At 33.2% G+C, this 23,690-nt stretch carries 20 protein-coding genes; 7 read left to right on the top strand and 13 right to left on the bottom strand.

Annotation, left to right across the window (positions count from 1 at the left end; all coding sequences use genetic code 11):
* Positions 1-124: 124 nt before the first annotated feature.
* On the bottom strand, positions 125-1,993 hold the full coding sequence (locus ACFWDE_RS21800) for an ABC transporter ATP-binding protein (RefSeq protein ID WP_377894641.1): 1,869 nt from the start codon (positions 1,991-1,993) through the stop codon (positions 125-127).
* A complete protein-coding gene (locus ACFWDE_RS21795) occupies positions 1,990-4,236 on the bottom strand; it encodes an ABC transporter ATP-binding protein (protein WP_377894640.1) in 2,247 nt (748 codons plus the stop codon). The genes ACFWDE_RS21800 and ACFWDE_RS21795 overlap by 4 nt, the downstream gene beginning before the upstream one ends.
* Before the next feature lie 340 nt (positions 4,237-4,576).
* Between ACFWDE_RS21795 and pssA the strand changes: the two genes are divergently transcribed.
* A complete protein-coding gene (pssA, locus tag ACFWDE_RS21790) occupies positions 4,577-5,068 on the top strand; it encodes a CDP-diacylglycerol--serine O-phosphatidyltransferase (RefSeq protein WP_002085344.1) in 492 nt (163 codons plus the stop codon).
* A 461-nt stretch (positions 5,069-5,529) separates the two neighbouring features.
* Here pssA and ACFWDE_RS21785 read toward each other — a convergent pair whose 3' ends face one another.
* Positions 5,530-6,645, bottom strand: a complete 1,116-nt coding sequence (locus ACFWDE_RS21785; RefSeq protein WP_033707629.1) for an NAD(P)/FAD-dependent oxidoreductase — start codon at positions 6,643-6,645, stop codon at positions 5,530-5,532.
* A gap of 126 nt (positions 6,646-6,771) precedes the next feature.
* Positions 6,772-7,425 carry a YdeI/OmpD-associated family protein gene (locus tag ACFWDE_RS21780; protein WP_377894638.1) on the bottom strand — a complete coding sequence of 218 codons (654 nt, stop codon included), beginning with the start codon at positions 7,423-7,425 and terminating at the stop codon, positions 6,772-6,774.
* Between the two features lie 142 nt (positions 7,426-7,567).
* Between ACFWDE_RS21780 and ACFWDE_RS21775 the strand changes: the two genes are divergently transcribed.
* The gene (locus tag ACFWDE_RS21775; RefSeq protein WP_002013279.1) at positions 7,568-7,750 is read left to right on the top strand and encodes a hypothetical protein; all 183 of its coding nucleotides are present in this window, start codon (positions 7,568-7,570) and stop codon (positions 7,748-7,750) included.
* 19 nt (positions 7,751-7,769) lie between these two features.
* Here the strand turns inward: ACFWDE_RS21775 and ACFWDE_RS21770 are convergent, their stop codons facing one another.
* From ACFWDE_RS21770 to ACFWDE_RS21760, 3 genes are all read right to left on the bottom strand, one after another.
* Complete coding sequence (locus ACFWDE_RS21770) at positions 7,770-8,537, bottom strand: arylamine N-acetyltransferase family protein (RefSeq protein WP_377894635.1); 768 nt, start codon at positions 8,535-8,537, stop codon at positions 7,770-7,772.
* A 190-nt stretch (positions 8,538-8,727) separates the two neighbouring features.
* Positions 8,728-9,096, bottom strand: a complete 369-nt coding sequence (locus tag ACFWDE_RS21765; protein WP_377894633.1) for a DUF4180 domain-containing protein — start codon at positions 9,094-9,096, stop codon at positions 8,728-8,730.
* 171 nt (positions 9,097-9,267) lie between these two features.
* The gene (locus ACFWDE_RS21760; protein ID WP_377894632.1) at positions 9,268-9,945 is read right to left on the bottom strand and encodes an HAD family hydrolase; all 678 of its coding nucleotides are present in this window, start codon (positions 9,943-9,945) and stop codon (positions 9,268-9,270) included.
* Between the two features lie 565 nt (positions 9,946-10,510).
* On the opposite strand from ACFWDE_RS21760, the gene ACFWDE_RS21755 reads away from it, so the two are divergent.
* Positions 10,511-11,176: a response regulator transcription factor gene (locus tag ACFWDE_RS21755; protein ID WP_377894631.1), complete on the top strand. Its 666-nt coding sequence runs from the start codon at positions 10,511-10,513 to the stop codon at positions 11,174-11,176.
* Positions 11,169-12,641, top strand: a complete 1,473-nt coding sequence (locus ACFWDE_RS21750; protein ID WP_016095430.1) for a sensor histidine kinase — start codon at positions 11,169-11,171, stop codon at positions 12,639-12,641. The genes ACFWDE_RS21755 and ACFWDE_RS21750 overlap by 8 nt, the downstream gene beginning before the upstream one ends.
* A 45-nt stretch (positions 12,642-12,686) precedes the next feature.
* On the opposite strand, the gene ACFWDE_RS21745 is transcribed toward ACFWDE_RS21750, so the two are convergent.
* The gene (locus ACFWDE_RS21745; RefSeq protein WP_377894668.1) at positions 12,687-13,979 is read right to left on the bottom strand and encodes a hypothetical protein; all 1,293 of its coding nucleotides are present in this window, start codon (positions 13,977-13,979) and stop codon (positions 12,687-12,689) included.
* Between the two features lie 469 nt (positions 13,980-14,448).
* On the opposite strand from ACFWDE_RS21745, the gene bla reads away from it, so the two are divergent.
* Positions 14,449-15,384 (top strand): class A beta-lactamase, encoded by a 936-nt coding sequence (gene bla, locus ACFWDE_RS21740; RefSeq protein WP_215575058.1) that lies wholly within the window; start codon positions 14,449-14,451, stop codon positions 15,382-15,384.
* Between the two features lie 239 nt (positions 15,385-15,623).
* On the opposite strand, the gene gerXC is transcribed toward bla, so the two are convergent.
* From gerXC to gerXB, 3 genes are read right to left on the bottom strand one after another with little or no spacing between them, the layout of a single operon-like run.
* Positions 15,624-16,784 (bottom strand): spore germination protein GerXC, encoded by a 1,161-nt coding sequence (gerXC, locus tag ACFWDE_RS21735; RefSeq protein ID WP_377894627.1) that lies wholly within the window; start codon positions 16,782-16,784, stop codon positions 15,624-15,626.
* Positions 16,771-18,249 (bottom strand): spore germination protein GerXA, encoded by a 1,479-nt coding sequence (gene gerXA / locus ACFWDE_RS21730; protein ID WP_377894626.1) that lies wholly within the window; start codon positions 18,247-18,249, stop codon positions 16,771-16,773. Before gerXA ends, gerXC begins: the two co-directional genes overlap by 14 nt.
* Positions 18,250-18,305: 56 nt before the next feature.
* Positions 18,306-19,385 carry a spore germination protein GerXB gene (gene gerXB, locus ACFWDE_RS21725; protein WP_377894624.1) on the bottom strand — a complete coding sequence of 360 codons (1,080 nt, stop codon included), beginning with the start codon at positions 19,383-19,385 and terminating at the stop codon, positions 18,306-18,308.
* 523 nt (positions 19,386-19,908) lie between these two features.
* On the opposite strand from gerXB, the gene ACFWDE_RS21715 reads away from it, so the two are divergent.
* Positions 19,909-20,091, top strand: coding sequence for a hypothetical protein (locus ACFWDE_RS21715; RefSeq protein ID WP_377894622.1), 183 nt, complete (start codon positions 19,909-19,911; stop codon positions 20,089-20,091).
* 295 nt (positions 20,092-20,386) lie between these two features.
* Here the strand turns inward: ACFWDE_RS21715 and ACFWDE_RS21710 are convergent, their stop codons facing one another.
* Both ACFWDE_RS21710 and ACFWDE_RS21705 read right to left on the bottom strand, forming a co-directional pair.
* A complete protein-coding gene (locus tag ACFWDE_RS21710) occupies positions 20,387-21,064 on the bottom strand; it encodes an ABC transporter ATP-binding protein (RefSeq protein ID WP_070143056.1) in 678 nt (225 codons plus the stop codon).
* Between the two features lie 11 nt (positions 21,065-21,075).
* A complete protein-coding gene (locus ACFWDE_RS21705; protein ID WP_377894621.1) occupies positions 21,076-22,500 on the bottom strand; it encodes an ABC transporter permease in 1,425 nt (474 codons plus the stop codon).
* A 536-nt stretch (positions 22,501-23,036) separates the two neighbouring features.
* On the opposite strand from ACFWDE_RS21705, the gene ACFWDE_RS21700 reads away from it, so the two are divergent.
* Positions 23,037-23,498 (top strand): GNAT family N-acetyltransferase, encoded by a 462-nt coding sequence (locus ACFWDE_RS21700; protein ID WP_377894619.1) that lies wholly within the window; start codon positions 23,037-23,039, stop codon positions 23,496-23,498.
* The last annotated feature ends 192 nt before the right edge of the window (positions 23,499-23,690 follow it).

Below are 23,690 nucleotides of genomic sequence, written 5' to 3'. Positions count from 1 at the left end.
GCGAAAAGTCTAGCTTACTTTTAAAAACTTTGTAACAGAACCCTAAAAATGATAAAAACCCACGAAGAAAATGAATTTTCACCGTGGGTTTTAGTTATTTAAATGGACTTTCGGGACACCTAACTCAAGAAGCATCCGCACCTTCAAATTGACTATTATAAAGCGAAGCATAGAAACCATCAGCTTTCAATAACTCTTCATGATTACCTTGTTCTACAATATCCCCATCTTTCATGACAAGGATTAAATCTGCATCACGTATTGTTGATAATCTATGAGCGATAATGAAGCTTGTTCTACCTTCCATAAGGTTTTCCATCGCTTTTTGAATCAGTACTTCTGTACGAGTGTCAATGGAGCTTGTTGCTTCATCGAGTATTAATATTTTCGGATCTGCAATAAGGGCGCGGGCAATTGTTAGTAGTTGCTTTTGTCCTTGGGATACGTTGCTTGCTTCTTCGTTTAGTTCCATTTGATATTTATTTGGTAATGTTTTTACGAAGTTGTGAACGTGAGCTGCTTTCGCTGCTTCAATTACTTCTTCGTCTGTAGCATCGAGTCTACCGTAACGTATATTTTCCATGATGGAGCCGTTAAATAGCCAAGTGTCTTGAAGTACCATACCAAACATGTTGCGCAAGTCTTCTCGCGTGAAGTCTTTTATATCGTGACCGTCGATACATATTGCACCGCTGTTTATGTCATAGAAACGCATTAACAGTTTTACAATCGTTGTTTTACCAGCTCCGGTTGGTCCGACGATTGCTACTTTTTGTCCAGGTTTAATGTTAGATGAGAAATTATTGATGATGATCTTATCTGGATTGTATCCAAATTGAACATCTTGGAAGGTAACTTCTCCTTGAACTTTTTGCAGCTTCACTGGATTTTCTGCTTCTGGCACTTCCTCTTCTTCTTCTAAAAATTCGAAGACTCTTTCTGCAGCAGCTGCAGTGGATTGAAGTACGTTCGCGATTTGCGCTACTTGAGCGATTGGTTGCGTAAAGCTTCTAACATATTGCACAAAGGCTAAAATGTCTCCAACTGCGATGGTTCTCTTGACCGCAAGCCATCCGCCTAAAATAGATACAGCGACGTAACCGATATTACCGATAAATGTCATAATCGGCATCATCATTCCAGATAAAAATTGAGATTTCCATGCGGAGTGGTAAAGGGTATCATTTACCTTTTCGAATTTTTTTACTTCTTCTTCTTCTTTGTTAAAGGCTTTTACGATATTGTGACCACTATAAATTTCTTCGACCTGACCGTTTACGTGTCCTAAATATTCTTGCTGGGATTTGAAGTATTTTTGTGATCGTTTTACGACTGCCATGATGAGAATCATCGATACTGGCAATATTAAAAGCGCCACTAATGTCATTTGCCAGCTGATTGATAACATCATGATAAGTACACCGATGATTGTAATAACGGATGTGATGATTTGCGACATACTTTGGTTTAACGTTTGGCTCACCGTATCTACGTCATTTGTAATTCTCGATAATACTTCGCCGTGCGTTGTTTTATCAAAGTATTTCAGCGGCATACGGTTAATTTTTTCATCGATTTCTTTTCTGAAGTTATAAGATACTTTTTGAGCTACTCCAGAAATAATGTACCCCTGGATAATACCAAACACAGTGCTCAGTATATATAATCCAAGGAGTAAAATGACAATGTTTCCGATATAGGTAAAGTCAATGGCCGCACCGGGTGCTCCTGATACTTTGCTTACGAGTCCTTCGAAAAGTTTTGTTGTCGCGTTTCCTAAAATTTTTGGGCCAACGATTGTAAAGGCTGCACTACCGATTGCGAAAAGGATAACGACTAAGATTGATAATTTATAGGGCTTCAAGTATTGAAGGAGTTTATTCATCGTTCCTTTGAAGTTTTTTGCTTTCTCAATCTTTCTCATGCCGCCGCCCATAGGACCGCCAGGACCAGGGCCGCTTTGTTTTCTATTTTCTATTTTTCTATCACTCATGATGACAACTCCTCTCTTGAAAGTTGTGATAAAGCAATTTGCTTATAAACTTCACAGTTTTCCATAAGCTCTTCATGAGTACCAGTTCCAATTATTTTTCCTTCGTCAAGTACAATAATCTTATCGGCATTCATGATTGTACTGATTCTTTGGGCAATAAGTAAAATAGTACTTCCTGTAATCTCATTGTTTAAAGCTCTGCGCAATGCTGCGTCTGTCTTAAAGTCAAGAGCTGAGAAACTATCATCGAATATGAAGATTTCTGATTTTTTCGTAAGAGCACGCGCAATAGAAAGTCTTTGTTTTTGACCACCGGAAACGTTCGTACCACCTTGTGATATTTCTGTGCGGAAGCTTTCAGGTTTCGCGTTAATAAACTCCATAGCTTGCGCGATTTCCGCCGCTTTTTCGAGTTCTTCTTCAGTTGCTTCTTTTTTACCATATTTCAAATTACTCTCGATTGTACCTGAGAAGAGAACTCCTTTTTGCGGTACATAACCAATTTTCTCTCTTAATTCCTTCTGAGATACTTCTCTAATATCCGTGCCATCTATTAATATTTGGCCGCTTGTGACATCGTAAAAGCGTGGAATTAAGTTGATTAATGTTGATTTACCACTACCTGTACTTCCGATGAAAGCTGTCGTTTCACCAGGTTTTGCAGTAAAGGTGATATTAGAAAGCACATCTTCTTCTGCACCTGGGTATCTAAAGCCAACATTTTTAAATTCAACGTAACCTTTCTTGTCTGAAGCAAATGTTTTCGGCTCTTTTACATCACTAATGGTAATGTCAGTATCTAAAACTTCTGCGATACGTTGTGCGGAAACTGAAGCACGTGGAACCATAATAGATACCATTGAAATCATTAAGAAGGCCATGATAATTTGCATTGTATATTGCATAAATGCCATCAAATCACCAACTTGCATATGTCCCATATCCACTTGGTGTGATCCAACCCAAATAATAAGTACAGTAACGGCATTCATGATAAACATCATCATTGGCATCATAAATGACATTAAACGGCTTACAAATAAATTTGTTTTTGTTAAATCTTGATTTCCTTTTTCAAATTTCTTTTCTTCATGTTTTTGAGTATTAAAAGCACGAATAACGAGCATACCGGTTAAAGATTCACGAGTGATTAAGTTAATTTTATCTACTAACTTTTGGATACGCTTAAACTTAGGAATCGCGATGCTAAATAAACCAATAACTAGGCTTAAAATCGCAATTACCGCAACTGCGATAATCCATCCCATTGAAAGGTCTGTAGTAAGTACTTTAATAATGCCGCCGATACCTAAAATTGGTGCATAGAATACAATGCGAAGCATCATAACCATAAGTGTTTGAACTTGCTGGATATCATTTGTACTTCTTGTGATTAGAGATGCAGTGGAAAACTTATCAAACTCTGCATTCGAGAAGTTTGTAACTTTCCGGAATACTTTCTTTCTAAGGTCTCTGCCGAGTCCTGCAGCTACTTTTGCAGCAAGTAAACTCACGATAACGGTAGCTGCCATACTTACTAAGGATAAAAGTAGCATTTTCCCGCCGGAAGTAAGAATAAAATTAGATTGAAGCTTATCAGTATTGATACCGATCTTTTTATACTCATTCTCAATGTATGAAACAGCTGATTGTGTTACCATGCTACCTGGCATATTCTTAAACTTTTCATCTGCCTTTTCTTTCATTGCATTGATTTGATCTTGAGGAAGTTTCGCAATGATTGCAAAAGGATCTGTATTTGGCGGCAGCTTCGCTGGTGTGTTGTTGTCACCTGTCGCAGCAGGAGAGAAAGCAGATGAGCCACCTTTTTCAATTCCTTGTGTAATTAACATTGGTTTCCCAAAGATATCGTTAAGTTCGTTAATTATTTTTTTATCTTCTGTATGTAGCTTATAAAGTGGCTCTTTATCAAGCTGCGGATAATCTTTTAAGTCATTTTTCAATTCACTTTGAGAGAGGTTGTTCTTATCTAAAAGCACATAGTTGTCAGCTACTTTTTTCTTCTCATTTTCATTCATAAAGAGCGTAAGTTTATCCAGTTCACTTTTACGAATAACCTCAGGTACTGCATTTTCTACACCTTTTTGTTGAATCCCTACATTGACAATGTTAGACATGTAGTCTGGCAGTGATAGATCACATACTGCCTGCACAGTTAAAAGACATACAACTGCAATGATGGAAGCAACAAATGGTTTTAAATGTTTAATGATCTTTAACATTTAATTCATCTCTCCATTTTCCTTATCTAATTTTTTTAGTTTTTACTCCGTTTCTCTCCTTTATTCTTCGTATTCTCAGTAATTCATTCTAGCAGCTCTTTACGTATTTTTGGCCACAGATTAATTTTATGACTATATGAAGATATGATGCAACTTTTAGAGAGAATAGACTTAACTTTGATCAAACATGTTTATAAACCAACATAACGTACAGGAAATCGGCTTTTCTCTTGTCGAAATTTACTTAGCATACAATGGTCATATATTTTCAAGAATAACGGAAGAATATATAGAAAATGCTACATAAATGTGAAGTTTGATCAACTTAGGGGGGACAACCTTGTTCAATCAGATAGTAAAAGCTGTACCCAATTTATTTACGATTGGAAATTTATTGTGCGGTGTTTTTTCAATTACCATGAATATGAGTGACTACTTGGAAGTAGCCTCCATTTTTATTTTCTTTTCAGCTGTTTTAGATCTCCTTGATGGAAGAATTGCGAGAAAATTAAAAGTGAACAGTGAGTTTGGTGTACAATTGGATTCCTTAGCTGATATTGTTAGTTTCGGAGTTGCTCCTGCACTTCTATTTCATTCGATAGCAACACCATCTATTTTAACTTCTTTGGCATTTATCCTTTTCCCAACGATGGGTGCTTTAAGATTAGCTAAATTTAGTGTAAAACCAACCATTGGATATTTTAAGGGATTACCTATTCCAGCTGCTGGATTACCATTGGCTGGTATGGGATTGTTTTCATATAGCAATGCATGGATTACATTAATCCTCGCTCTCTTAATGGTAAGTCCAATTAGGTTTAAAAAACTTTAATTGGGATCCCGCCTATCGCTTTAATTTCATTTGTGAAACGGTTCGCTAATATCCATCAAGTTGAGGGTTTTGATGTTATTCATCATTTTACGAATACAGCGATGGGACAGACTTTAAAGAGCTAACCCATTTTAATTACTCATAATAGATTGTGAAATTGAATAGCCTCCAATTTTTGAGGCTATTGTTTATATTTCTGATATGCATAAAAAGAAAAGATATTCGCCTCTATATTGAACGAATCAACCTTTCTTCTCTAATACCTCAAACGATAAAAATGCACTTCGTTGCTATAAAAGGCAAAAATTTTTCGTTTTGTGGGTTATCTATTTTCTTAGCTTGATAACGATGTGGTGGTACCCCTTGTTTAAAAGAACTCCTACCTCCCAAAATACTTAGTTACGCCCAAATAACATAACAAAAAAGATTAGGAAATCACTCCTAATCTTTTTTGTTTATTACTATTCCATTGCCCCAGCAACATCATAATCATTTAAATCTAATTCAATCGGTTGCCCTAACGCAAGTTTCGCAAGTTCTGATCCTAAGTATGGACCTGCTGTTAATCCTGAAGCACCTAATCCGTTTGCAATGAGTATGCCTTCAAAATTAGGGAGTGGGCCAATAACAGGTAAGAACCCTGGTGTAAACGGTCTAAAGCCAACTCTTGTTTCAATCATTGTGCCATCTTCCAAGCCAGGCGCAACTGTTAATGCTTTATGGAATACTTCATGTAAACCACCTGCAGTTACACGGTGGTCAAATCCAGTATCGTTTTCATGTGTTGCACCAATTACGACATGGCCATTGTCAAATGTCAAAATATATTGATCGTTCGGCGGCATAACAACTGGCATATTTTCTGTTGCTGTATTTTCCATTTGTAAATGAACAATTTGTCCTTTTTGGAACGTAACTAAGAAATTAATTCCTAATGGGTTCAAGATTTCGTTCGCCCATGCGCCTGCAGTTACCATTACCTTTTCCGCTAAAATTGTTTCGTCATTTACTTTAACTCCCGTAATATGATTCCCTTCACGGACTAATACTGCATCACCTTTTATGAAAGTTGCACCATGTTTTTTCGCAGCGCTTATTAATGCGTTGCGTAATAATCTTCCATTTACTCGTGCAGCGCCACTAATATGAACAGAACTATATTCTTCCGATAATGCCGGGAATAATTTTTTCGTTTCTTCAGCTGATAAGCGCGTAATTTCACCAATCTCTGGTGCATCTTCACGTCGTTTATAAGCTCGCTCTTCCATTTGATCTAACTTTTTTTCGTCAGTATGTAAACTAATTGCACCTACACGGTTGTAACCTGTATCCGTTTCACCGTCTTCTTCTAATTGCTGAATTAACGAAGAATAGTAACGTGCACCGCCTTTAACGATTTTATACCATGCTTTATTACGACGTTGCGACAGCCACGGACAGACAATACCTGCTGCTGCGTCAGTTGCTTGACCTAACTCTTGACGATCTACAATAGTAACCTTCGCACCAGCCTTAGCAAGATGATAGGCAGTAGATGCCCCTAAAATTCCAGATCCAACTACAATATACGATTTCATTTCAAACACCTTTTCTCTTTTGCTAATTATTTAAATATAAGAACATACTTTAGTATACTGAAAGGAATCCTCTTTTCAATGTACTCTTTGCAATTAATTGTTGCATCATTGTGACGTTCCTAATCATTATTTTTTCTTCTTACGGAATAATTCAATTGTTTTATAGCCTTGTGAAAAGATTTCAATCATTTTCTCAAGACGTTTATCGCGTGTTTTTTCTTGTTTCACAGAAAATAAATTACGTGCCCAATCTTTTTGATAACCAGGAGTTAAACTTTGATAAAACTTAAGTTCAGCTGGATGATTAGCCAATAATGCTTCAACATCTTGAATACGATCTGCATAATCAGCAACACATTGACTCGCTGCAGGTGTTTTCTTCGCTTTTTTCTTTTCACGTTTTAAACCTACAACTGTAAAGACATCATCCATACTTACCATTCGCGCAAATTTAATTTCGCTTTCCCCCACATATCCATCATCTCCAACGTTTAATGCCGGAAACATCTCATCACGGTGAATAAACGTACTGTAACGAGCATTACCTTTTTTCGGATATGCGAAAAACACGTAACCTTTTTCAATTAGTAATTCTTCATTACTAATAATAAAATTCGTTTGTTTCACCATTTCATCAAGTGTTTCAACAAAAATAAAAATAGCATCATGTTCTTTTGAAAATGATGTTTCTTTACCTGTGAAAATGTCATAGTCACTTGGTTCGTTAATTACGACCAGATTTGTATACTTATTTAGTTTCAATTTATCAATAACTGACATTATAATCTTCCTTTACATTCAATATTCATTTTATATATTTTTTATACTGTTCTAGTGTATTATATCTATTAAGAAAATTAAACTTGAAATCGTATCATTCTGTTTCAATAGACCATAATTTTTTACTATAAGGAGCGGTTTTATGCCGTATGTAATCCGAGATGAAGGGCTAGTTTTGCAAGGAGATAATGGAAAAGAGCCAGTTTTTCATACATATGAAGAAGCTGAGGAAACGTTAAAAACATTAACTATACCGCAGTTTCCGAAACATATTAGACGAAAACCATTTAAACCAAAAATAATAAAAATAGCCGATTCTGAATAAGAACCGGCTATTTTTATATTCACAACTCAATAGCAAATAAAATAAATAATAATTCTCTATATTGATCTTCTGTAATTTCACGCTTAGTTTTTTGACCACAATTAATTTCAGTTATACTTGTATTTGTTAAAGAAATATGACCGAAATCCGTCAATTTTACTGCAATAGGTCCTTTATTGAAAATAGATTTCTCATCTTCTATCACTCTTCTTTGAACATCGTTTACTACTGTTTCATCAATAATATGTTTATAAAAAGCATGACAAACTTTCCATTCTCCATCAACATCTATTCTTTCTAGAACATAGTTTCCTTTACTCGTATCTTTTTGTCTTACTCGATACGAACCGTTTTTAGAAGAAACAAGTTCGCCAGTAAACGGTACTGGCACAAGAGGTACTAATGAAGCAATACCTACATCAATTAAGTACCTTACGTTTTTGTTATTTAAAATAATTGTTATATGCCCATCTTCAAGTGCCCAAGCGTTTATATCATTTTTATATACGGTACCTAGTGCGAGGTGTACATCATAACCACTATCTTTTAAAAAATAGTAAAAAAGAGTATTTAATTCATAACAAAGTCCGCCGCGGGATCTAGTTAAAATTTTCTCTTGTAAGTTTTCCATAGAAATTGTATTCGCATTACTTGCTATTATATCTAAATTCTCAAACGGGATTGTGTGGGCAAATGCAAAGAGTATTGTACTTAATTCTTCAAATTTTATTTCAGTACGTTTTTCAAGGTTTAATCTTGTAAAAAGTTGATCTTGTAGCTTTGTCATATTCAGCACCCCTTAATAAGTTATAAGTTAAAATAATATATGCTGATTGTAAATTTGAAGGGATATTGTAACAATGTACATTTGCAGTTACTGTACCGGTACAAAATTTAAATTTGAAAAACATATTTATATAAAAATACAAATAAGAGGCACCATCACGGATGCCTCTTTCGAAATACATTTTATATCTTTATTTCAATGAGCTTAACTTTTCAATTGATTGTTGCTCAGTTGCTAAGAAAAAAATATCCTTACCTTTATTACATTCATAAATGAAATCTTTTAAGCTTTTACTAGTGTACATAGAAAAATCCCCGACGATAGCAATTTTTACGCTGTAATTAATAAACTTTTGAAGAATATCACCCGCAAGACGTGTTTTTAAGTCAAAGAAACTTTCACTTATTAATGATTTTTTGATAGCAATCCGCTTTGAATCCGCTTCATATTGAACTGTTGCCATGAGATCTAATGCAGATTGAACGTCGGATATTAATACTGTATCGTTTCTGACGACGGCAATATTTATTCCGCCAATTACTACTTTCTTTATTTCCATAGTCTCACTCCCCTATAATTTATAAAGTATATATTAAACATGCTGTGTAGATCTTCATTAACACACATAAATGATTTGCCCCTGGCTCAATAACCTCTATATCATCGTAAATAAATATTGTTTTAAAACTTCTCATACGGTCAATGAAATTAAGGGTAATCTATCTTTTTACTATTTTTGAAAATTTATCTCTCCACAATAACTTAATAAATTATCAAAAGAAGTAATCTCGGCATATGGTTTAGTGTCGGTATTATTCTTAATCATATTAGGATTGAACCATATGCCCTTTATATTTGCATTTTGACAACCAGCAATATCCTTTTTTAAGTCATCTCCAACAAATAGTACATCTTCTGATTGTACATTTAGCTTATTTAATGCTAATTCAAATATGCGTTTGTCAGGTTTACTAAATCCCGCCTCTTCAGAAATAATGATTGTATCAAAATAACGATTCAAATTCGCGTTAATTATTTTAGCTTTTTGCCTCTGAGTTGAGCCATTTGTTATAATTCCAACTTTAATATGTGACTTTATAGTATTTATGATATTAATAGTTTTTTGGTTTATAGAAAAACAGTTTGGGAAATTATTATTCCAAAAGTCTTGAATGCAATTGCGTGGTAATCTATATTTCGGTGGGAACTCATTAAAAAACGATTCCAAAACCTTTACTTTATCACTATGACCATAGCTTTTTTTATCATATCCCTTGAATTTCTGTAACATTGCGTTTTTTACTGCATGTTGTTCAACATCCCCATAAAACTCCTCTAAAATAATGGAAAACAGTTTATCTACTGCCTTATCCCTATCAAGTAACGTATCATCTAAATCAAATAGCATTGCTTTATAACCCCTCAAATAATTTCACAACCTTTCTCGCATTATATAAATAATCCCTAATTCATACCTTTAAACTTTTGGTTTACCAAGAGAGTTGTTATTTATGTGAGAATAACGATCAAACAGAGTAAAGGATTTATTTTCACCTTCCCGGAGAATTAATTCTAGCCTTAGAATCCAGTTGTTTTTCTCCGGATCAATTAAATGCTCAACTACTTCGAATGTATTTCAAGTTCCTTCCTCTTCATTACAATGTAGCCATTCGCCGGATAAACTAGATAAAAAAAACTCCAAAGTTTATGGCACACGCTCTAGAATTACAGTAGCTTCTTTTATATTGAAATTCATTTCCTTTTCTCCTCTTGGTAAAGAAGTAAAAGTACATTTTCATACAATTTAAGAAATCACACCCGATTTACATTATTATACATTAGTTTTTCTTAAATATTAATCGTTCATCTTATTGAACGTGAAGCTAACACATTAACCGTCCTGTGAAGTCTCCTAATTCATCTCCACATAAACTCCAGATAGTAAGGCTATAATGACTACCAGAGGTGATATTATGAGGAACTATCATATTCTCGTGGTAGAGGACGATCAAGAAATTCAGGAATTAATTAAACAGTTTTTAATGACACAACAGTATACAGTTGTAGTTGCATCAGATGGATTAGAGGGTATGACACAATTTAATAAGCAATCCTTCGATTTAATTCTTCTAGATGTAATGATGCCCAATCTTAATGGATTTGAAGTTTCCAAGATGATTCGAAGCCAGTCAAACGTACCAATTATTATGCTAACTGCGTTAGAAGAAGAAGAAGATCAAATGAAAGGGTTTGATCTTGGAATCGATGATTATATAACAAAACCCTTTTCGTTTCATGTTTTGATTAGACGAGTCGAAGCTGTACTGAGAAGAAGTTATGATAAAAATGTAAATAATCATTGGGTTTTTAAAGAAGTGCGTGTCGATGTTGATGCATATAAAGTATATGTAAATGAAGTTGAAATTTTATTAACAACAAAAGAGTTTGAAATTCTACAACTACTATTTCAAAATGAGAGAAAAGTACTCACAAGAGAAAATATCGTTGAAAAAGTATGGGGATACGATTATTTTGGAGAAACACGAATAATTGATACACACATTAAAAACCTACGGAAAAAATTAGCTATCCCTTACATTAAAACAATAAAGGGTATTGGTTATAAAATTGATGAATAGCATTGTAAAAATTATGAAGATGAAGCAAATTACTTATAAACTCTTTATGACTACCTCTCTCATTTTGTTATCCTTTGCAGTATTGATTTATTTAACTTTATACTTCTTTCTCCCTACGTTTTATGAGCAATACAAAACAGATCAACTTCAAACAGGGATAAAAGAAATCATTGATAAGTCTAAAGATCTTACGTTTCAAGATGCGAAACCACTTTTTGATGAATATGCCAAAAAAAATAATGCGATGCTTTATCTTCAAAATAATGAGGGAATAATTAAATACTCTCCTTCATTTTCTTTTACTCAAAGTGGTTCGCAAACAACAGTAGTTACTAGAGCGACACGGTTCGAGAATGCAGGTACCCTTAGCAATTCATATAACGTTACGAAACCAATTCAATTCCAAGATGGTAGTTTAACGCTTATAGTCTTTGCTACATTTCAACCAATTGATGAAGCTTCACAGGTTTTAGTACGCTTTCTCCCCTATATTAGTATCATTGTACTCGTAATTGGTGTAGGGAGTGCTTATTTCTATTCCAGGTTTATTACAAAACCACTTATTTATATTAATGAGGGTGCACAAAAGTTGGCAAATTTAGATTTCTCCGAAAAAATTGAGGTTCGCTCTACAGATGAGTTGGGGGAATTATCTAATAGTTTGAATGACATGTCTATTAACTTACAACAAGCTATGTTTGATTTAAAAAAAGCAAATCAACAATTAAAAAATGATATTGAAAAAGAACGAGAAATAGAAACAAAACGCAGAGAGTTTTTTGCGATTGTAGCACATGAATTAAAGACTCCTCTTACTGTAATGAAAGGATACTTAGAAGGGATGATATACAATATTGGCCCTTATCAAAATCGTGATCAATATTTAAAGAAAAATCATCAAATTATTGAAAGTATGGAACAATTAGTTCGTGAAATTTTAAGCGTGTCGAAACTAGAACAACACACCTTTAAACTAAAAGTAGAAGAAGTTAATCTTTCAAAGTTAATAGGTACAATCACAAAAGATCTCGAATTTTTTGCTTCTCAAAAAACCATCCAAATAATAACAGAAATTGATTCTGATCTTTCTGTTTATACAGATCGTGTTCTTTTTGAAAAAGCATGTAAAAATATTATCCATAATGCGGTTATGTATTCACCACATAATGAAAAAGTCTATATAAAGTTAAGTGAGGATTCTGAACAAGGTCAAATCAAAATGCAAATTATGAATACAGGTGTCAATATTAAAGAAGAAGATATACAACAAATTTTCAAACCATTTTATCGAATTGAAAAATCAAGGAATCGAAATACTGGAGGAAGTGGTTTAGGTTTATATATTGTTAAACAAATTCTTGAAACGCTAAATATAAAATATTCTATAAAAAATATGGAACATAGTGTACAATTTTGCATGAACATTCCATTATCTAAACAAAAAACAAAGAAACTCCCCTCTTAGTAGGACGAGTTTCTTTGTTTTTTGTAGTTTTAGTATTGTTACTTTTTAAGCAATATTGGGATTAGCTTTTTTACCAATCCACATACCTAAGCCCACCATGCCAAGCCAACAGCAAATTGCTAACATAAACATCAATCGTTGTACGGATAACCCTTCAATCTGCATTTGACCCTTCCCAACAATTGTTTGGAAAAGTTGCGACCATTCGACATCGTAAAACACCCCTACTCCCACAATCACAATCAATATAAAAAATTGTAAAAATATATTACCCATATTTCTCCATGTTGTGTAAATGAGTAAAGAAAGCTCTCTATGTGTAGCATTCACCATATATACTTTCATATTATTTTGAGAAGAAATACTATTAATGGCATAGCTCCCAAATGTAACGCTAAGGACTATAAATATTGGAGAATAAAACCCGAATATCATGATTAAAGTACTTACTAAAAACAAATGGATTGGATTAACTTTCTTAGCAGCTTTAATATCTAAAAATATGGACATCAAAATCCCTAATAGGTATGGTCCAACTACAATGAAAATACAGGTTAACATGTTATAGAAAGTAAAACTATAAAAAATACCCATCAAAAATAAATATCCATTTCCTAATCCAAGTAAAAATGATTCTGCCTTTAATCGAATTGGTAAAGAAGATGAAAGTTTATGAAAGAACTTTCCTTTCAACAAACTCAAAAACATGAAACAAATAAGCGCTATAGAAAGTAGAAAAAAATAAAAAATATATTGTTCATTATTTATGTTACGACTTGTTCGAATCAAAAGAATAAGCATTGAGACAAAAATAAACTTTCCTACAACCGATACGATGGAGATAGGTAAAAGCCCTTTGGCTAACTCTGTTCTCGGCATTTTTTTTATAGCAAAAAGGATACTGATTAAACAAATCCCATATATGCATGTTATCAGCGGCGGCGATAAAAAACTAATTGCTAACAATATGATGATCAGTAAAAGAAAAACGATACCAATAATAATCGCTTGTTGATTTTTATTATAAATCTTTCCCCCGCCTTCAACATGTAGAAACAATAAAGTACTCGTCATGGTAGAAATTGTACTAACTGCAAAACCAGAAACTAACGCACTTATTTCTAGCCATCTTGAACTCCATCCAAAGAAAGTAACACTAAGTAATGATACTATCAGAATAGAAACAGCCCAATATAAGGAGCGGTGAATCCCAGCCTTATTCACAATAGGTATCCAGATAAATACACCCGTCATATAGGTTGTATAAAACAAGATTGATGGCCAGTATCCCTCAAAGCCTTTCGAAATCTGTAATCCATAAACAATGTAAATAAGCATGGGTGTAAAGATAGTCGTTATTAGTAGACTAAATGTAGTTATACTTTGCACCACAAGTCTTTTTTGTTTTGTCGTATGTATCGTATAACACCTCACTTAAAATGAAATCAGTAGTTGTTATTACTTATTCTGTCCGAAACGAGGTTGTTATATATGCGCAATCCAATTGAAATTCCCATTACGAGGTAAACTCAATCTAAATCCACATTAAATTAAGTGGCGTGCAAAAAAGGTGGATTTTGTGATTCTTATAAATAAAATTAATGGATATATTCAAAATCTTAATCATAAATGGAACAAATGTGTTACTTAGATTGTCTATTACGTATAAAAAAGGTGTTCTTGGTAGTCCTCTCATTTTGTAATGCAAGAAATACAAGAGGAGTGCTATCCTGTGCATTTGTTAATTGTATAGGTATGTAAAATACCTATACAAAATCCATATATTCTTGAAAGAGGTTGAAAATTTATGATAGTTTCAAAGAAGTTTTTTCACATTGCACATTATAAAAAGATGCTCCCTGTAGTATTACTTTCATGTGTAACGCTTATAGGCTGTTCCAATAGTAATATTCAATCCGAATCCCCTAAACAAACCACACAAGAACATATAAGTAATCAATCTTTTGTTAAGCTTGAAAAAGATTATGATGCTAAGCTTGGTATTTATGCATTGGACACAGGTACGAATCAAACCGTTACTTATCGTTCAGATGAACGGTTTGCATACGCATCTACCCACAAAGCCCTTGCTGTAGGAGCACTGTTACAAAAGAAATCAATAAAAGATTTAGATCAAAGAATTAAGTATACTAGCAAAGATCTTGTGAATTACAATCCAATTACTGAAAAATATGTAGATACAGGTATGACTCTGAAAGAGCTTGCGGATGCTTCCATTCGATATAGTGATAATACTGCACAAAATCTTATTCTTAAACAATTAGGTGGGCCAAGTGAATTCAAAAAATCACTGAGAGAAATAGGAGATACTGTCACAAATCCTGAACGTTTTGAACCAGAATTAAACGAAGTGCAGCCAGGAGACACTCGTGATACTAGTACCCCAAAGGCATTAGCTACTAGTCTTCAAGCATACGCGCTAGGCGATATACTTTCCATTGAGAAACGGAACTTTTTAATAGATTTGATGAAAAGAAATACTACGGGGGACAACTTAATTCGTGCTGGAGTTCCAGGAGAATGGGAAGTAGCCGATAAGACCGGCTCTGGGTCTTATGGAACAAGGAATGATATTGCAATCATTTGGCCACCAAATAAAAAGCCAATTATTCTTGCGATACTTTCTAATCATGCGAAAGAAGATGCGAAATACGATGATAAACTTATTGCAAATGCAACTAAAATAGTGTTAGACGCTTTAAAAGTAACGAATAAATCATAGTAATGAATTTAAGCTGCTCCTACTTTACGGCACATATAGTTTTAAATACTTGTACTTATCTAAACGCTAAGAAATGTAAGCGTGTTTTCAGGCAAAGAAGGAGGCAAAAGCCTCCCTCTTCTCCTAATCGAACTCTCATCCCATTCCTAAAGAAGACGACGCCACATCGTAGTGGTCTTTCAAGTTCGAATCTCCTATTTAGAGTTAATATTTTACGTTTCCTTTCATCTTCAACCATTCTAATGCTCAATCATATTACGCATATTTTTAGATTTTCCATTTGTAGCTATATTAATCGAGACATTTAAATCTAATTCTTTATTTTGAAGGGATATCCCCCCCTCTTTTTTATACTGTTTCCACAATTTAGAATTCTGCCGATATAAGGAATGTGATAACTGATACGTGTCAATCCCTCTTTCGATTCCTTTTCGGTACGTTTTTTTAATTTCTTTTTCAACTTGGTCCTCTGCAATTTTTTTAATATCATTTACAGGCATAGAATTTATTAATTGAAAAATATCAGCATCGAAATGGATGTTCATAAGCATACGTAACTTTCCATTTTTAATAAAATGCTTTGTATCTATCTTTGGATTTTTTAATACTATATGTCCAATGATTTTCTTGTTAAATTTTAATAGTAATGGAGCTCGTTTGGTATTTTCATCCGTCCATCGAACCCCAGCAATATCATGGCTGTTTAAATGATTTATATAGGATTTATCGTTTATAAAACCATAACCACTAAATTTTAACATTGGAAATGATGTATGTCCTTTTTTCCAATATGTTTTAGTCGTAGCTAAGAATGGAATGCGAGTTGTCATCCCAGGTTCATAATAATTTCTTTGGAATTTATATAAAGGTAAAGGATCTATTATTGTATATTGCTTGGTTATCTCTTTTGGTAAATTAATGATTGTATATAATTGAGAAATATTTAATATATTATTGTTCGCTAATATATTTTCTAAAGGCTCCTTAGTTCCAAATATCCACATAGTATCTCGAAATTGAAAAACCCGAGAAAAAAAATCATTAAATTGATTTAAGTCACCATGTTTCAGAAATCTCTCTGTTACAACAATTGTTTTGAGATGCTCCCATGAGATTTCTTGTTGAGCACCCTTATAAAAATCAAATGCTGCCTCATCTAAAATGGGGCCTTTTCCCTTTCCGATATAGGCCTGGCTATAATTACGGGTAGTGCTCCCTTCTTGTTTAGCTATGTTAGAAAAATTAATAAATTGCGGACGGATGATATAGTTATTATCTTTAAAATCGATACCTAGACTATTTATATACAAAACGTGATGCAACTCTCTTTGATCCCAACACCCTGTTAGAAACGTACACATCATAAAAAGAAATATAACTATTCTTTTATTTTTCTTCATCGGTACTCTCTCTTTTCCTTGTATTATCTTGCGTATGCAATTCTTTAGGTCTTTTTTTCATATACGTGAAAGGAAGTCTAAATGTGGCTGCTAGCATACTTTTAAACACAGGGGGTGAATATGGTGTAAAGAATGGAACTCCAAAAGAGCGTAAATTTACTACATGTATCACCATCACAAGGACACAAAAGATAAATCCTACTATGCCTAATAAAGAAGATACTAAGAATACTACATACCGCAATATACTTATTATTCCTGTTACTGACTGATTAGTTAAAGCAAATGTCGAAACAACCGAGATTGCTATTATAATGACCATAGATGCTGAAACAATTCCTGCACTAATAGCAGCTTGTCCAATAATTAATCCCCCTACAACAGATAATGTTTGACCGAATACGGCAGGAACACGCAATCCTGCTTGTCTCAAAATTTCAAATAAGGTCATCATAATTAGCCCCTCTAAAGGAGCTGGAAAAGGAATCCCTTCTCTTGATAAGCTTAATGTAGCTAGCAACGTATAGGGAATCTGATCTGGATGATATGTAATTAGTGCTATCCAAATTCCTGGAAGAAATATAGAAATTGCTATCCCCAAAAGACTTACAAGTCGTACAAAGCTACCGAATATGTAGAAAAGATCTTGATCTTCAGATGTATTCACAAAAAAAGGAAATGTAACTGGTGCAATTGTCGCTGTTGGTGACCCTTCAACCAGTAAAATAAAACGCCCATATAGCAAACAATTCACAGCATAATCAGGGCGCCCTGTATATTCAACTAAAGGAAATACACTAAATTGATTGTTTGTGATTAACTCTTCAATTTGTGCACTTGAAACAACCCCGTCTATTTTAATTTGTCTTAATTTTAATCGAACTTGATTAATGATATCTTGGGATGCGACATCTTTTAAATACAGGAGTGCTACTTTAGTTTGTGTTCTTTCTCCAATAATAAATTCTTCATAACTAAGAGAACTCGTTTTTAGTCTTTTTCTAATTAATCCTATATTTGTGTTTAACTCTTCAACAAATCCATCACGTCCACCACGAATGGTCATCTCTGTATTTGTTTGTTCAACCGATCTGGTAGGTATTTGGGCAATATCAACTATATATCCATGTTTAGATTCTTCAAAAATAATAAGGAGGTTACCTTCAAATATAATCTGAGAGATAGTTTCATTCGAATTTACCATATCTAATTTCTTTACTGATAACTGGGGAATTAATGTTGAGAGGTTAAACTCTTCTATTGAATTACTTGAAAGCTCTTTGCAAACTTGAGATGATGTGGCTTGTTTTAATTTTGTATTGTCAATTAAGCTTTGACAATACATAAACAATACTGACCTCGTTTTTTCTGTCTCATCGAATTCACGCTTTATTACTTTTACATCGTTGCATCCCTCAAACCACTCTAGTATTATCTTCTCGTCTAATTCTACTCGTTTGTTCATCTACGTTGTCTCCTTCAAACTCAGCAACCTTATATGAAATATATTCTCATACTCTTTCAAGAGCTTTTCTTATATTTAACAACCCATACAAACACTATTAGTAAGATAGAAAACAAAAATAGTCCTAATGCTGAAACTGGTAAAACAATTTGAGACACAAACCAATAGAAACTAGAGTCACTGATGGGGAGTATACTTATTACTACAATACATGAAAGTATTGCAAACATAATCCCATTTCTCGTTTTCCGATTTGTAATTGATAACAAATCTGGAATAAGAAAAACAACAAGTGATAGACGAATAAAGATCCCTACAAGCCACTGATACACGGAGAGAAAGTCTAAATTTTCAATGTACCTTCCTATTGACACAAGTCTCCATTCTTCAAATGCTGGATATCGTTGGTTTGCTGCTACGAAAGGACCAAATTCTATAATTGCTGCCATAACTGGGCCTATTGTGATACCAATAATAACAATACCCAAAGCAATCAGTTGATATAATTTGACTTTTGAACAAATGTGATGTTGTAAAAAAAGAATAAAAATTAACTCTAGAAATCCTGCTGCAGGATAAACCATCCCCCTAAATACTGGATTCATTCCATTTTCCATCATTGGCTGAAGTAAAGAATAATCTTTATGTGGAACATTTGCAAACATTACAAAAAAACCAAGTAGAAATACAATAGGTAACAAAACACCTGTTGTAAGTGCAATAGATTGAATTCCTCTTGTAGCATTATAGAGACAAATCATTGAAAAAAGTATTCCTAATACAAAGTGAGGGGTTTCTGGTAAATAAAAAGAGAAAAAGGTTAATGTTTCTTTTAGTGCAACGACACCAATTGTTATTAAATAAAGTACAACTATGAATATGATTGGATATACACTGAATTTCCCGAAATTATTTTTTAACCACAAAAACAAATGTTCATTTTTTATGTTTTTATATACGATGAATATTAATGAAATCCAAATCAAGTATATAATGCTTACTAATATGATAGAGATCCACGAATCTCTACCCGAGGTATCTAATAACATAGGAATCATAATGACATGATTAATTATCCCTATACTACCAATGAGTATCATAGAAACTTGAAATAAAGTAATTGTTTGCTTAGTCATACTTACCACCATATTTTGTAATGAAGAAATATTACATAGTATAACTGATACATTACATCTTTATTCCAAATGGTTAGCGCTTAGAGCCATGGAAAATCAAACACCTTTACTTATAATATATATCACATAAGATGTAAGTTAGTCCTTCCCCTGGTATATTTATCCACAATTGTTCAATCCCTAATTAAAAGCAACTCTTGGTAAAGGTTTACTATGTTTTAAATGAGCATATACTTTAGAATATATAGCTTTTAAGTAATCAAATTTTAGTTTTTTGAAATATAGTATGCTGTACTGAAAAACAGATTACACATTAAAAATAAAGCCCTCCATCCACCTTCATAATTTCCATCGGTATAAGTAGAAAGAAGTTTTTACCAACCTTTTTGAGAGGTACATTACATGAATTTCTTATATCCACTATAATCGTCGAATCATTTTTTATTTTGTCGAATATTCTGTACTTAGTTATCTTCAGGCTGATATACTATAAACACAATAGTTCTAGAAAGGTGATGATGTTATGTATGAACAACAAAATAATAGAGATAGAGATCAAAAAATGATGTTTTCTATGCAAGGAGTTCCCACAAATAAAGTTAACATGAATCAATTACCTAAATGGATTAGAATTTTCGGCTATTGTGCGTTTGGTTGGATGATAGTATTTAGTTTAATTATGATTGTAAGTTTAATTCTTCAATAACTATACAGATAAACAGTTAAACGGGACAGTATTTAGATCATACATCTAGATACTGTCCCGTTTTTTATATGCAATTCTTCAATGATATAGTAAACCGATCATAACAAAAAGAACCTGTAGAATATGCTACAAGTTCTTTTTCAAATATTGTTAAAAAAGGAACAACAAACTATCTTAACATTCAAAGCAGGGAGACCATTTTGATTATGGCTTGGTTTTATTGTATATCAAATATTAATATTTGAAGAAACTAATTTTCGAAAATTATGTGAATTAAAAAGTTAGAGTGTTTATATTAGATTTCGTTTACTACCAACTTCTTCTTACTTAAATAAACTGCACGATCTGATTTTTTTGCAACTTCCTGTGAGTGCGTCACAACAATAATACATTTATTTTCCTTATGTGCAAGTTCTTGAAACAGTTCTATTATATCCATTGCCGTTTCTTCGTCGAGGTTTCCTGTTGGCTCATCCGCAATCAGTAAATCAACATTACAAGATAATGCTCGAGCAATTGCTACACGCTGTTGTTGCCCCCCACTTAGTTGCAGGACATTTCGTTTCGCTTCTACTTCTGTGAGTCCTACTTTCTCTAATAATTCTAATGCCCTTGCCGTTTTATTTTGCATTTTAACACCCGTAATTTCCATTGCTGTTAGGACATTTTGAAGAGCAGTCATATAGGTAATCAAATTATAAGATTGGAAAATTACAGATACATTTTGATTACGGTATCGATCCAAACCAATTTTTCGAATATCCTTGCCATTATACAGTACATAACCATTTTTAGGTATATCCAGCCCACAACCTAAGCTAAGAGTTGTGGTTTTACCAGATCCAGAGGGCCCTAAAATAGTGTAGAAATGCCCTTTTTGAAAAGAAAAATTAACATTATCTAGTATCGTTACTTTTTTCCCGTTACTTTCATAATAATAATCTAAGTTTTTAAATTGTAAAATCGTCTCCATATCGAGCCTCCTTATTCATCTTTTAAAAGAATTTGTTTTGGATTTAAGCGTAGAATAGATAATGCTGGAAGAAGCGTTGCTAATATAGCAATAGCTAGTCCAATCCCCCCCATTTTCCCTACATCTTCTCCTGTTACACTTACATCAATTTTATCAATTGGATCTTCTTTTTGATTTTGTAGAGTACCACCAGGTCCAGACATCATTACAGTACCATTTTGTGGGGTGTCTGTTTCTTCGCTTGCTGTAGCAACTTCACTTGAAAGTAAATTATCCCCTATATATTGAGAAACTTTAGCTCCTGTTGTTATGGATAATCCAAATGCTAAAATAGCGATACATACTACTTCTACTACGAACTGCGCCATCAGCTTCCACTTTTTTTCTCCAATGGACAATAGAATCCCCATTTCTTTACGACGTGTTTTAATCGATAACATAATGATTAACCCTAATATAATCGCACCTGCAATTGATACAATATAAATAATCATTTGAGAAGTAGATGAGATATTTTCGATAGGCCCAATCATTTGTTTGTACAACGAATCATGTGCATCTAACTTAAAATAATTAAAATCAATATCAGATTTTTTTGCTTCTTGTTTAAATGCATCAATGTATTGTGGATCGTTCAATAAATACACAACTTGAATACTACTACTCATACCTTCATCTGTTTCTAATTTTTTTAAAGTAGAGTAAGGCATATATAGTTTATTAGCTGGATTCATCATAGGTGGGGGATTTTGACCCATTGGTTGCTCATTCGTTTCGTAAATACCGATAATTTCAACTTCAAGAGTTTCCTTCTTATCCCCTGATTGAACTTTAACTTTATCTCCTACTTTCAAATTGTTTTGTTCCGCTAATCGTTTTTCCATTAAAGCTACATTCTGATCTTTCATCTGTTCTGTAATTGGTTTCCCATCAATGATTTTACTTTTTCCATTTTTAAAGCTTTCTTGTAATAAAGTCTTGCGAACTCCTTCTATCATAAGAGAAGAATTCATATCTATTTCTGAACCTGATCCTCCCACCATTGCAACGCTACCTTTTCCTTTTCCTTTTCCTTCTCCCTCTGAAACTCCTACTAATTTAAATCCATCTGCAATTCCGAAATTATGGGTTATATAATTATAGTCTTTTACATACTTGGACTTCGCTAATTGATCTGTTTCTTTTGTATTGAGCTGCGGCGGATTAGGCGCTTCTCCAGTTTCTCTTGCTTGTTTTCCTAATTTATCAAAATCAAGACCTAAAGTAACATCTGCGCCCAGTTTTTTTCTTGCTGCATCCGCAGCTTTTTTTGATGCATTTTGGATTGTAAATCCTGCCAACACTAAATTTGTAACAATTAGGAAGACTGCCATCAAAATTAATGATGTACCTACTCTTTTTTTCATACTGAGAATTGCTCGTTTCATAAAGTTCATTTTTTTCTTACCTCCTTGATAACTTGTATTCTATATAGGTTATCTAGAGTCTATATGGAGCTAATCGGTAGTTTATCTAGAGATATAAGGAGTTTATGTGTAGTTATTCATTGACCTGGTCAAGAAAACCGGAACACAAATTCAAAAACGCAATCGTTTTTGAATATTGGTAAGGAGGTAGTCCACATACATAGAGTTAAGATTCATTGAATGAGAGCATACAAATCTATGCTTATTATGTAATTGCTATACAACAAATAAAAAGCACCCTATTTGAATGGTTATATGTGTGTTTGTTAAATATAAAAATCCATTAATGAATATGGAGGTTTATTGAAGTTGGTTGGATTTTTAATAATAATATTGTGTTAAAAAGCCTAACCTATAATTTTATAAGTTAGGCTTTTATGCTATCTATAAGAAAAAGTTATAGAGACTCATAATATTTTATAATTTAACCTATTGTATTTAACCTATTGTATTTAAACAAGTAAAATAAAAGTAACAAGTGCATACATTAAGGAGGTTTTTTGATAGTGACAGAAACTTTAACATTTAGGATTGCAACGGCAGAGGATTTAGATGAAATTGTAAAAATGCTTGCTGATGATGTTTTAGGAAATAAAAGAGAGCGCTATGAAACACCACTCCCTGATAGTTATATAAAAGCATTTCATGCTATTGATTGTGATCCAAATAACGAGTTGATTGTAGCGTGTGATGGGACGGAGATAATTGGTCTTCAACAAATTACATTTACGCCTTACATTGCACGTCAAGGGGGTTGGAGAGCTACAATTGAGGGTGTACGGACAGCTTCATCAAAACGTAGTAAAGGTATAGGAAGTAAACTTATTGAATGGGCTATTCAACGTGCTAAATTACGGGGATGTCATTTAGTACAGTTAACAACAGATAAAGAACGACAAGAAGCTTTGCAATTTTATAAGAAATTAGGGTTTAAAGATTCTCATGAAGGATTAAAACTCTTTCTTTAATGAATATAGCTATTTATATACCAAAAAGACATAGATTGTATGGTTAATTGACTATTGGCTTCGGAAATTATAGTAACTATCACTGTATAAGATATATAAATTGACACATTGTCTTTCATATAAATCACGTTACTTCAAACGGTGTATCTTTTGATACGAAAATAAGCAAGTTAATGTTCTCTAATATGAATG

The organism is Bacillus sp. NPDC060175, assembly GCF_042728695.1.
Lineage (GTDB): Bacteria > Bacillota > Bacilli > Bacillales > Bacillaceae_G > Bacillus_A.
The sequence above is the reverse complement of the archived record's forward strand: the minus strand, read 5'-3'. Positions and strand labels throughout refer to the sequence as shown.

Excerpts from the sequence above, each read along its gene's own strand:
- ACFWDE_RS21765 (WP_377894633.1), bottom strand. The coding sequence starts at position 9,096 with ATGGAAATAAAGAAAGTAGTAATTGGCGGAATAAATATTGCCGTCGTC.
- ACFWDE_RS21755 (WP_377894631.1), top strand. The coding sequence starts at position 10,511 with ATGAGGAACTATCATATTCTCGTGGTAGAGGACGATCAAGAAATTCAG.
- bla (WP_215575058.1), top strand. The coding sequence starts at position 14,449 with ATGATAGTTTCAAAGAAGTTTTTTCACATTGCACATTATAAAAAGATG.
- ACFWDE_RS21795 (WP_377894640.1), bottom strand. The coding sequence starts at position 4,236 with ATGTTAAAGATCATTAAACATTTAAAACCATTTGTTGCTTCCATCATT.
- ACFWDE_RS21785 (WP_033707629.1), bottom strand. The coding sequence starts at position 6,645 with ATGAAATCGTATATTGTAGTTGGATCTGGAATTTTAGGGGCATCTACT.
- ACFWDE_RS21770 (WP_377894635.1), bottom strand. The coding sequence starts at position 8,537 with ATGACAAAGCTACAAGATCAACTTTTTACAAGATTAAACCTTGAAAAA.
- ACFWDE_RS21750 (WP_016095430.1), top strand. The coding sequence starts at position 11,169 with ATGAATAGCATTGTAAAAATTATGAAGATGAAGCAAATTACTTATAAA.
- gerXA (WP_377894626.1), bottom strand. The coding sequence starts at position 18,249 with ATGAACAAACGAGTAGAATTAGACGAGAAGATAATACTAGAGTGGTTT.
- ACFWDE_RS21760 (WP_377894632.1), bottom strand. The coding sequence starts at position 9,945 with ATGCTATTTGATTTAGATGATACGTTACTTGATAGGGATAAGGCAGTA.
- gerXC (WP_377894627.1), bottom strand. The coding sequence starts at position 16,784 with ATGAAGAAAAATAAAAGAATAGTTATATTTCTTTTTATGATGTGTACG.
- ACFWDE_RS21705 (WP_377894621.1), bottom strand. The coding sequence starts at position 22,500 with ATGAACTTTATGAAACGAGCAATTCTCAGTATGAAAAAAAGAGTAGGT.
- ACFWDE_RS21775 (WP_002013279.1), top strand. The coding sequence starts at position 7,568 with ATGCCGTATGTAATCCGAGATGAAGGGCTAGTTTTGCAAGGAGATAAT.
- ACFWDE_RS21800 (WP_377894641.1), bottom strand. The coding sequence starts at position 1,993 with ATGAGTGATAGAAAAATAGAAAATAGAAAACAAAGCGGCCCTGGTCCT.
- ACFWDE_RS21710 (WP_070143056.1), bottom strand. The coding sequence starts at position 21,064 with ATGGAGACGATTTTACAATTTAAAAACTTAGATTATTATTATGAAAGT.
- gerXB (WP_377894624.1), bottom strand. The coding sequence starts at position 19,385 with ATGACTAAGCAAACAATTACTTTATTTCAAGTTTCTATGATACTCATT.
- ACFWDE_RS21745 (WP_377894668.1), bottom strand. The coding sequence starts at position 13,979 with ATGCTTATTTACATTGTTTATGGATTACAGATTTCGAAAGGCTTTGAG.
- ACFWDE_RS21780 (WP_377894638.1), bottom strand. The coding sequence starts at position 7,425 with ATGTCAGTTATTGATAAATTGAAACTAAATAAGTATACAAATCTGGTC.
- ACFWDE_RS21715 (WP_377894622.1), top strand. The coding sequence starts at position 19,909 with ATGTATGAACAACAAAATAATAGAGATAGAGATCAAAAAATGATGTTT.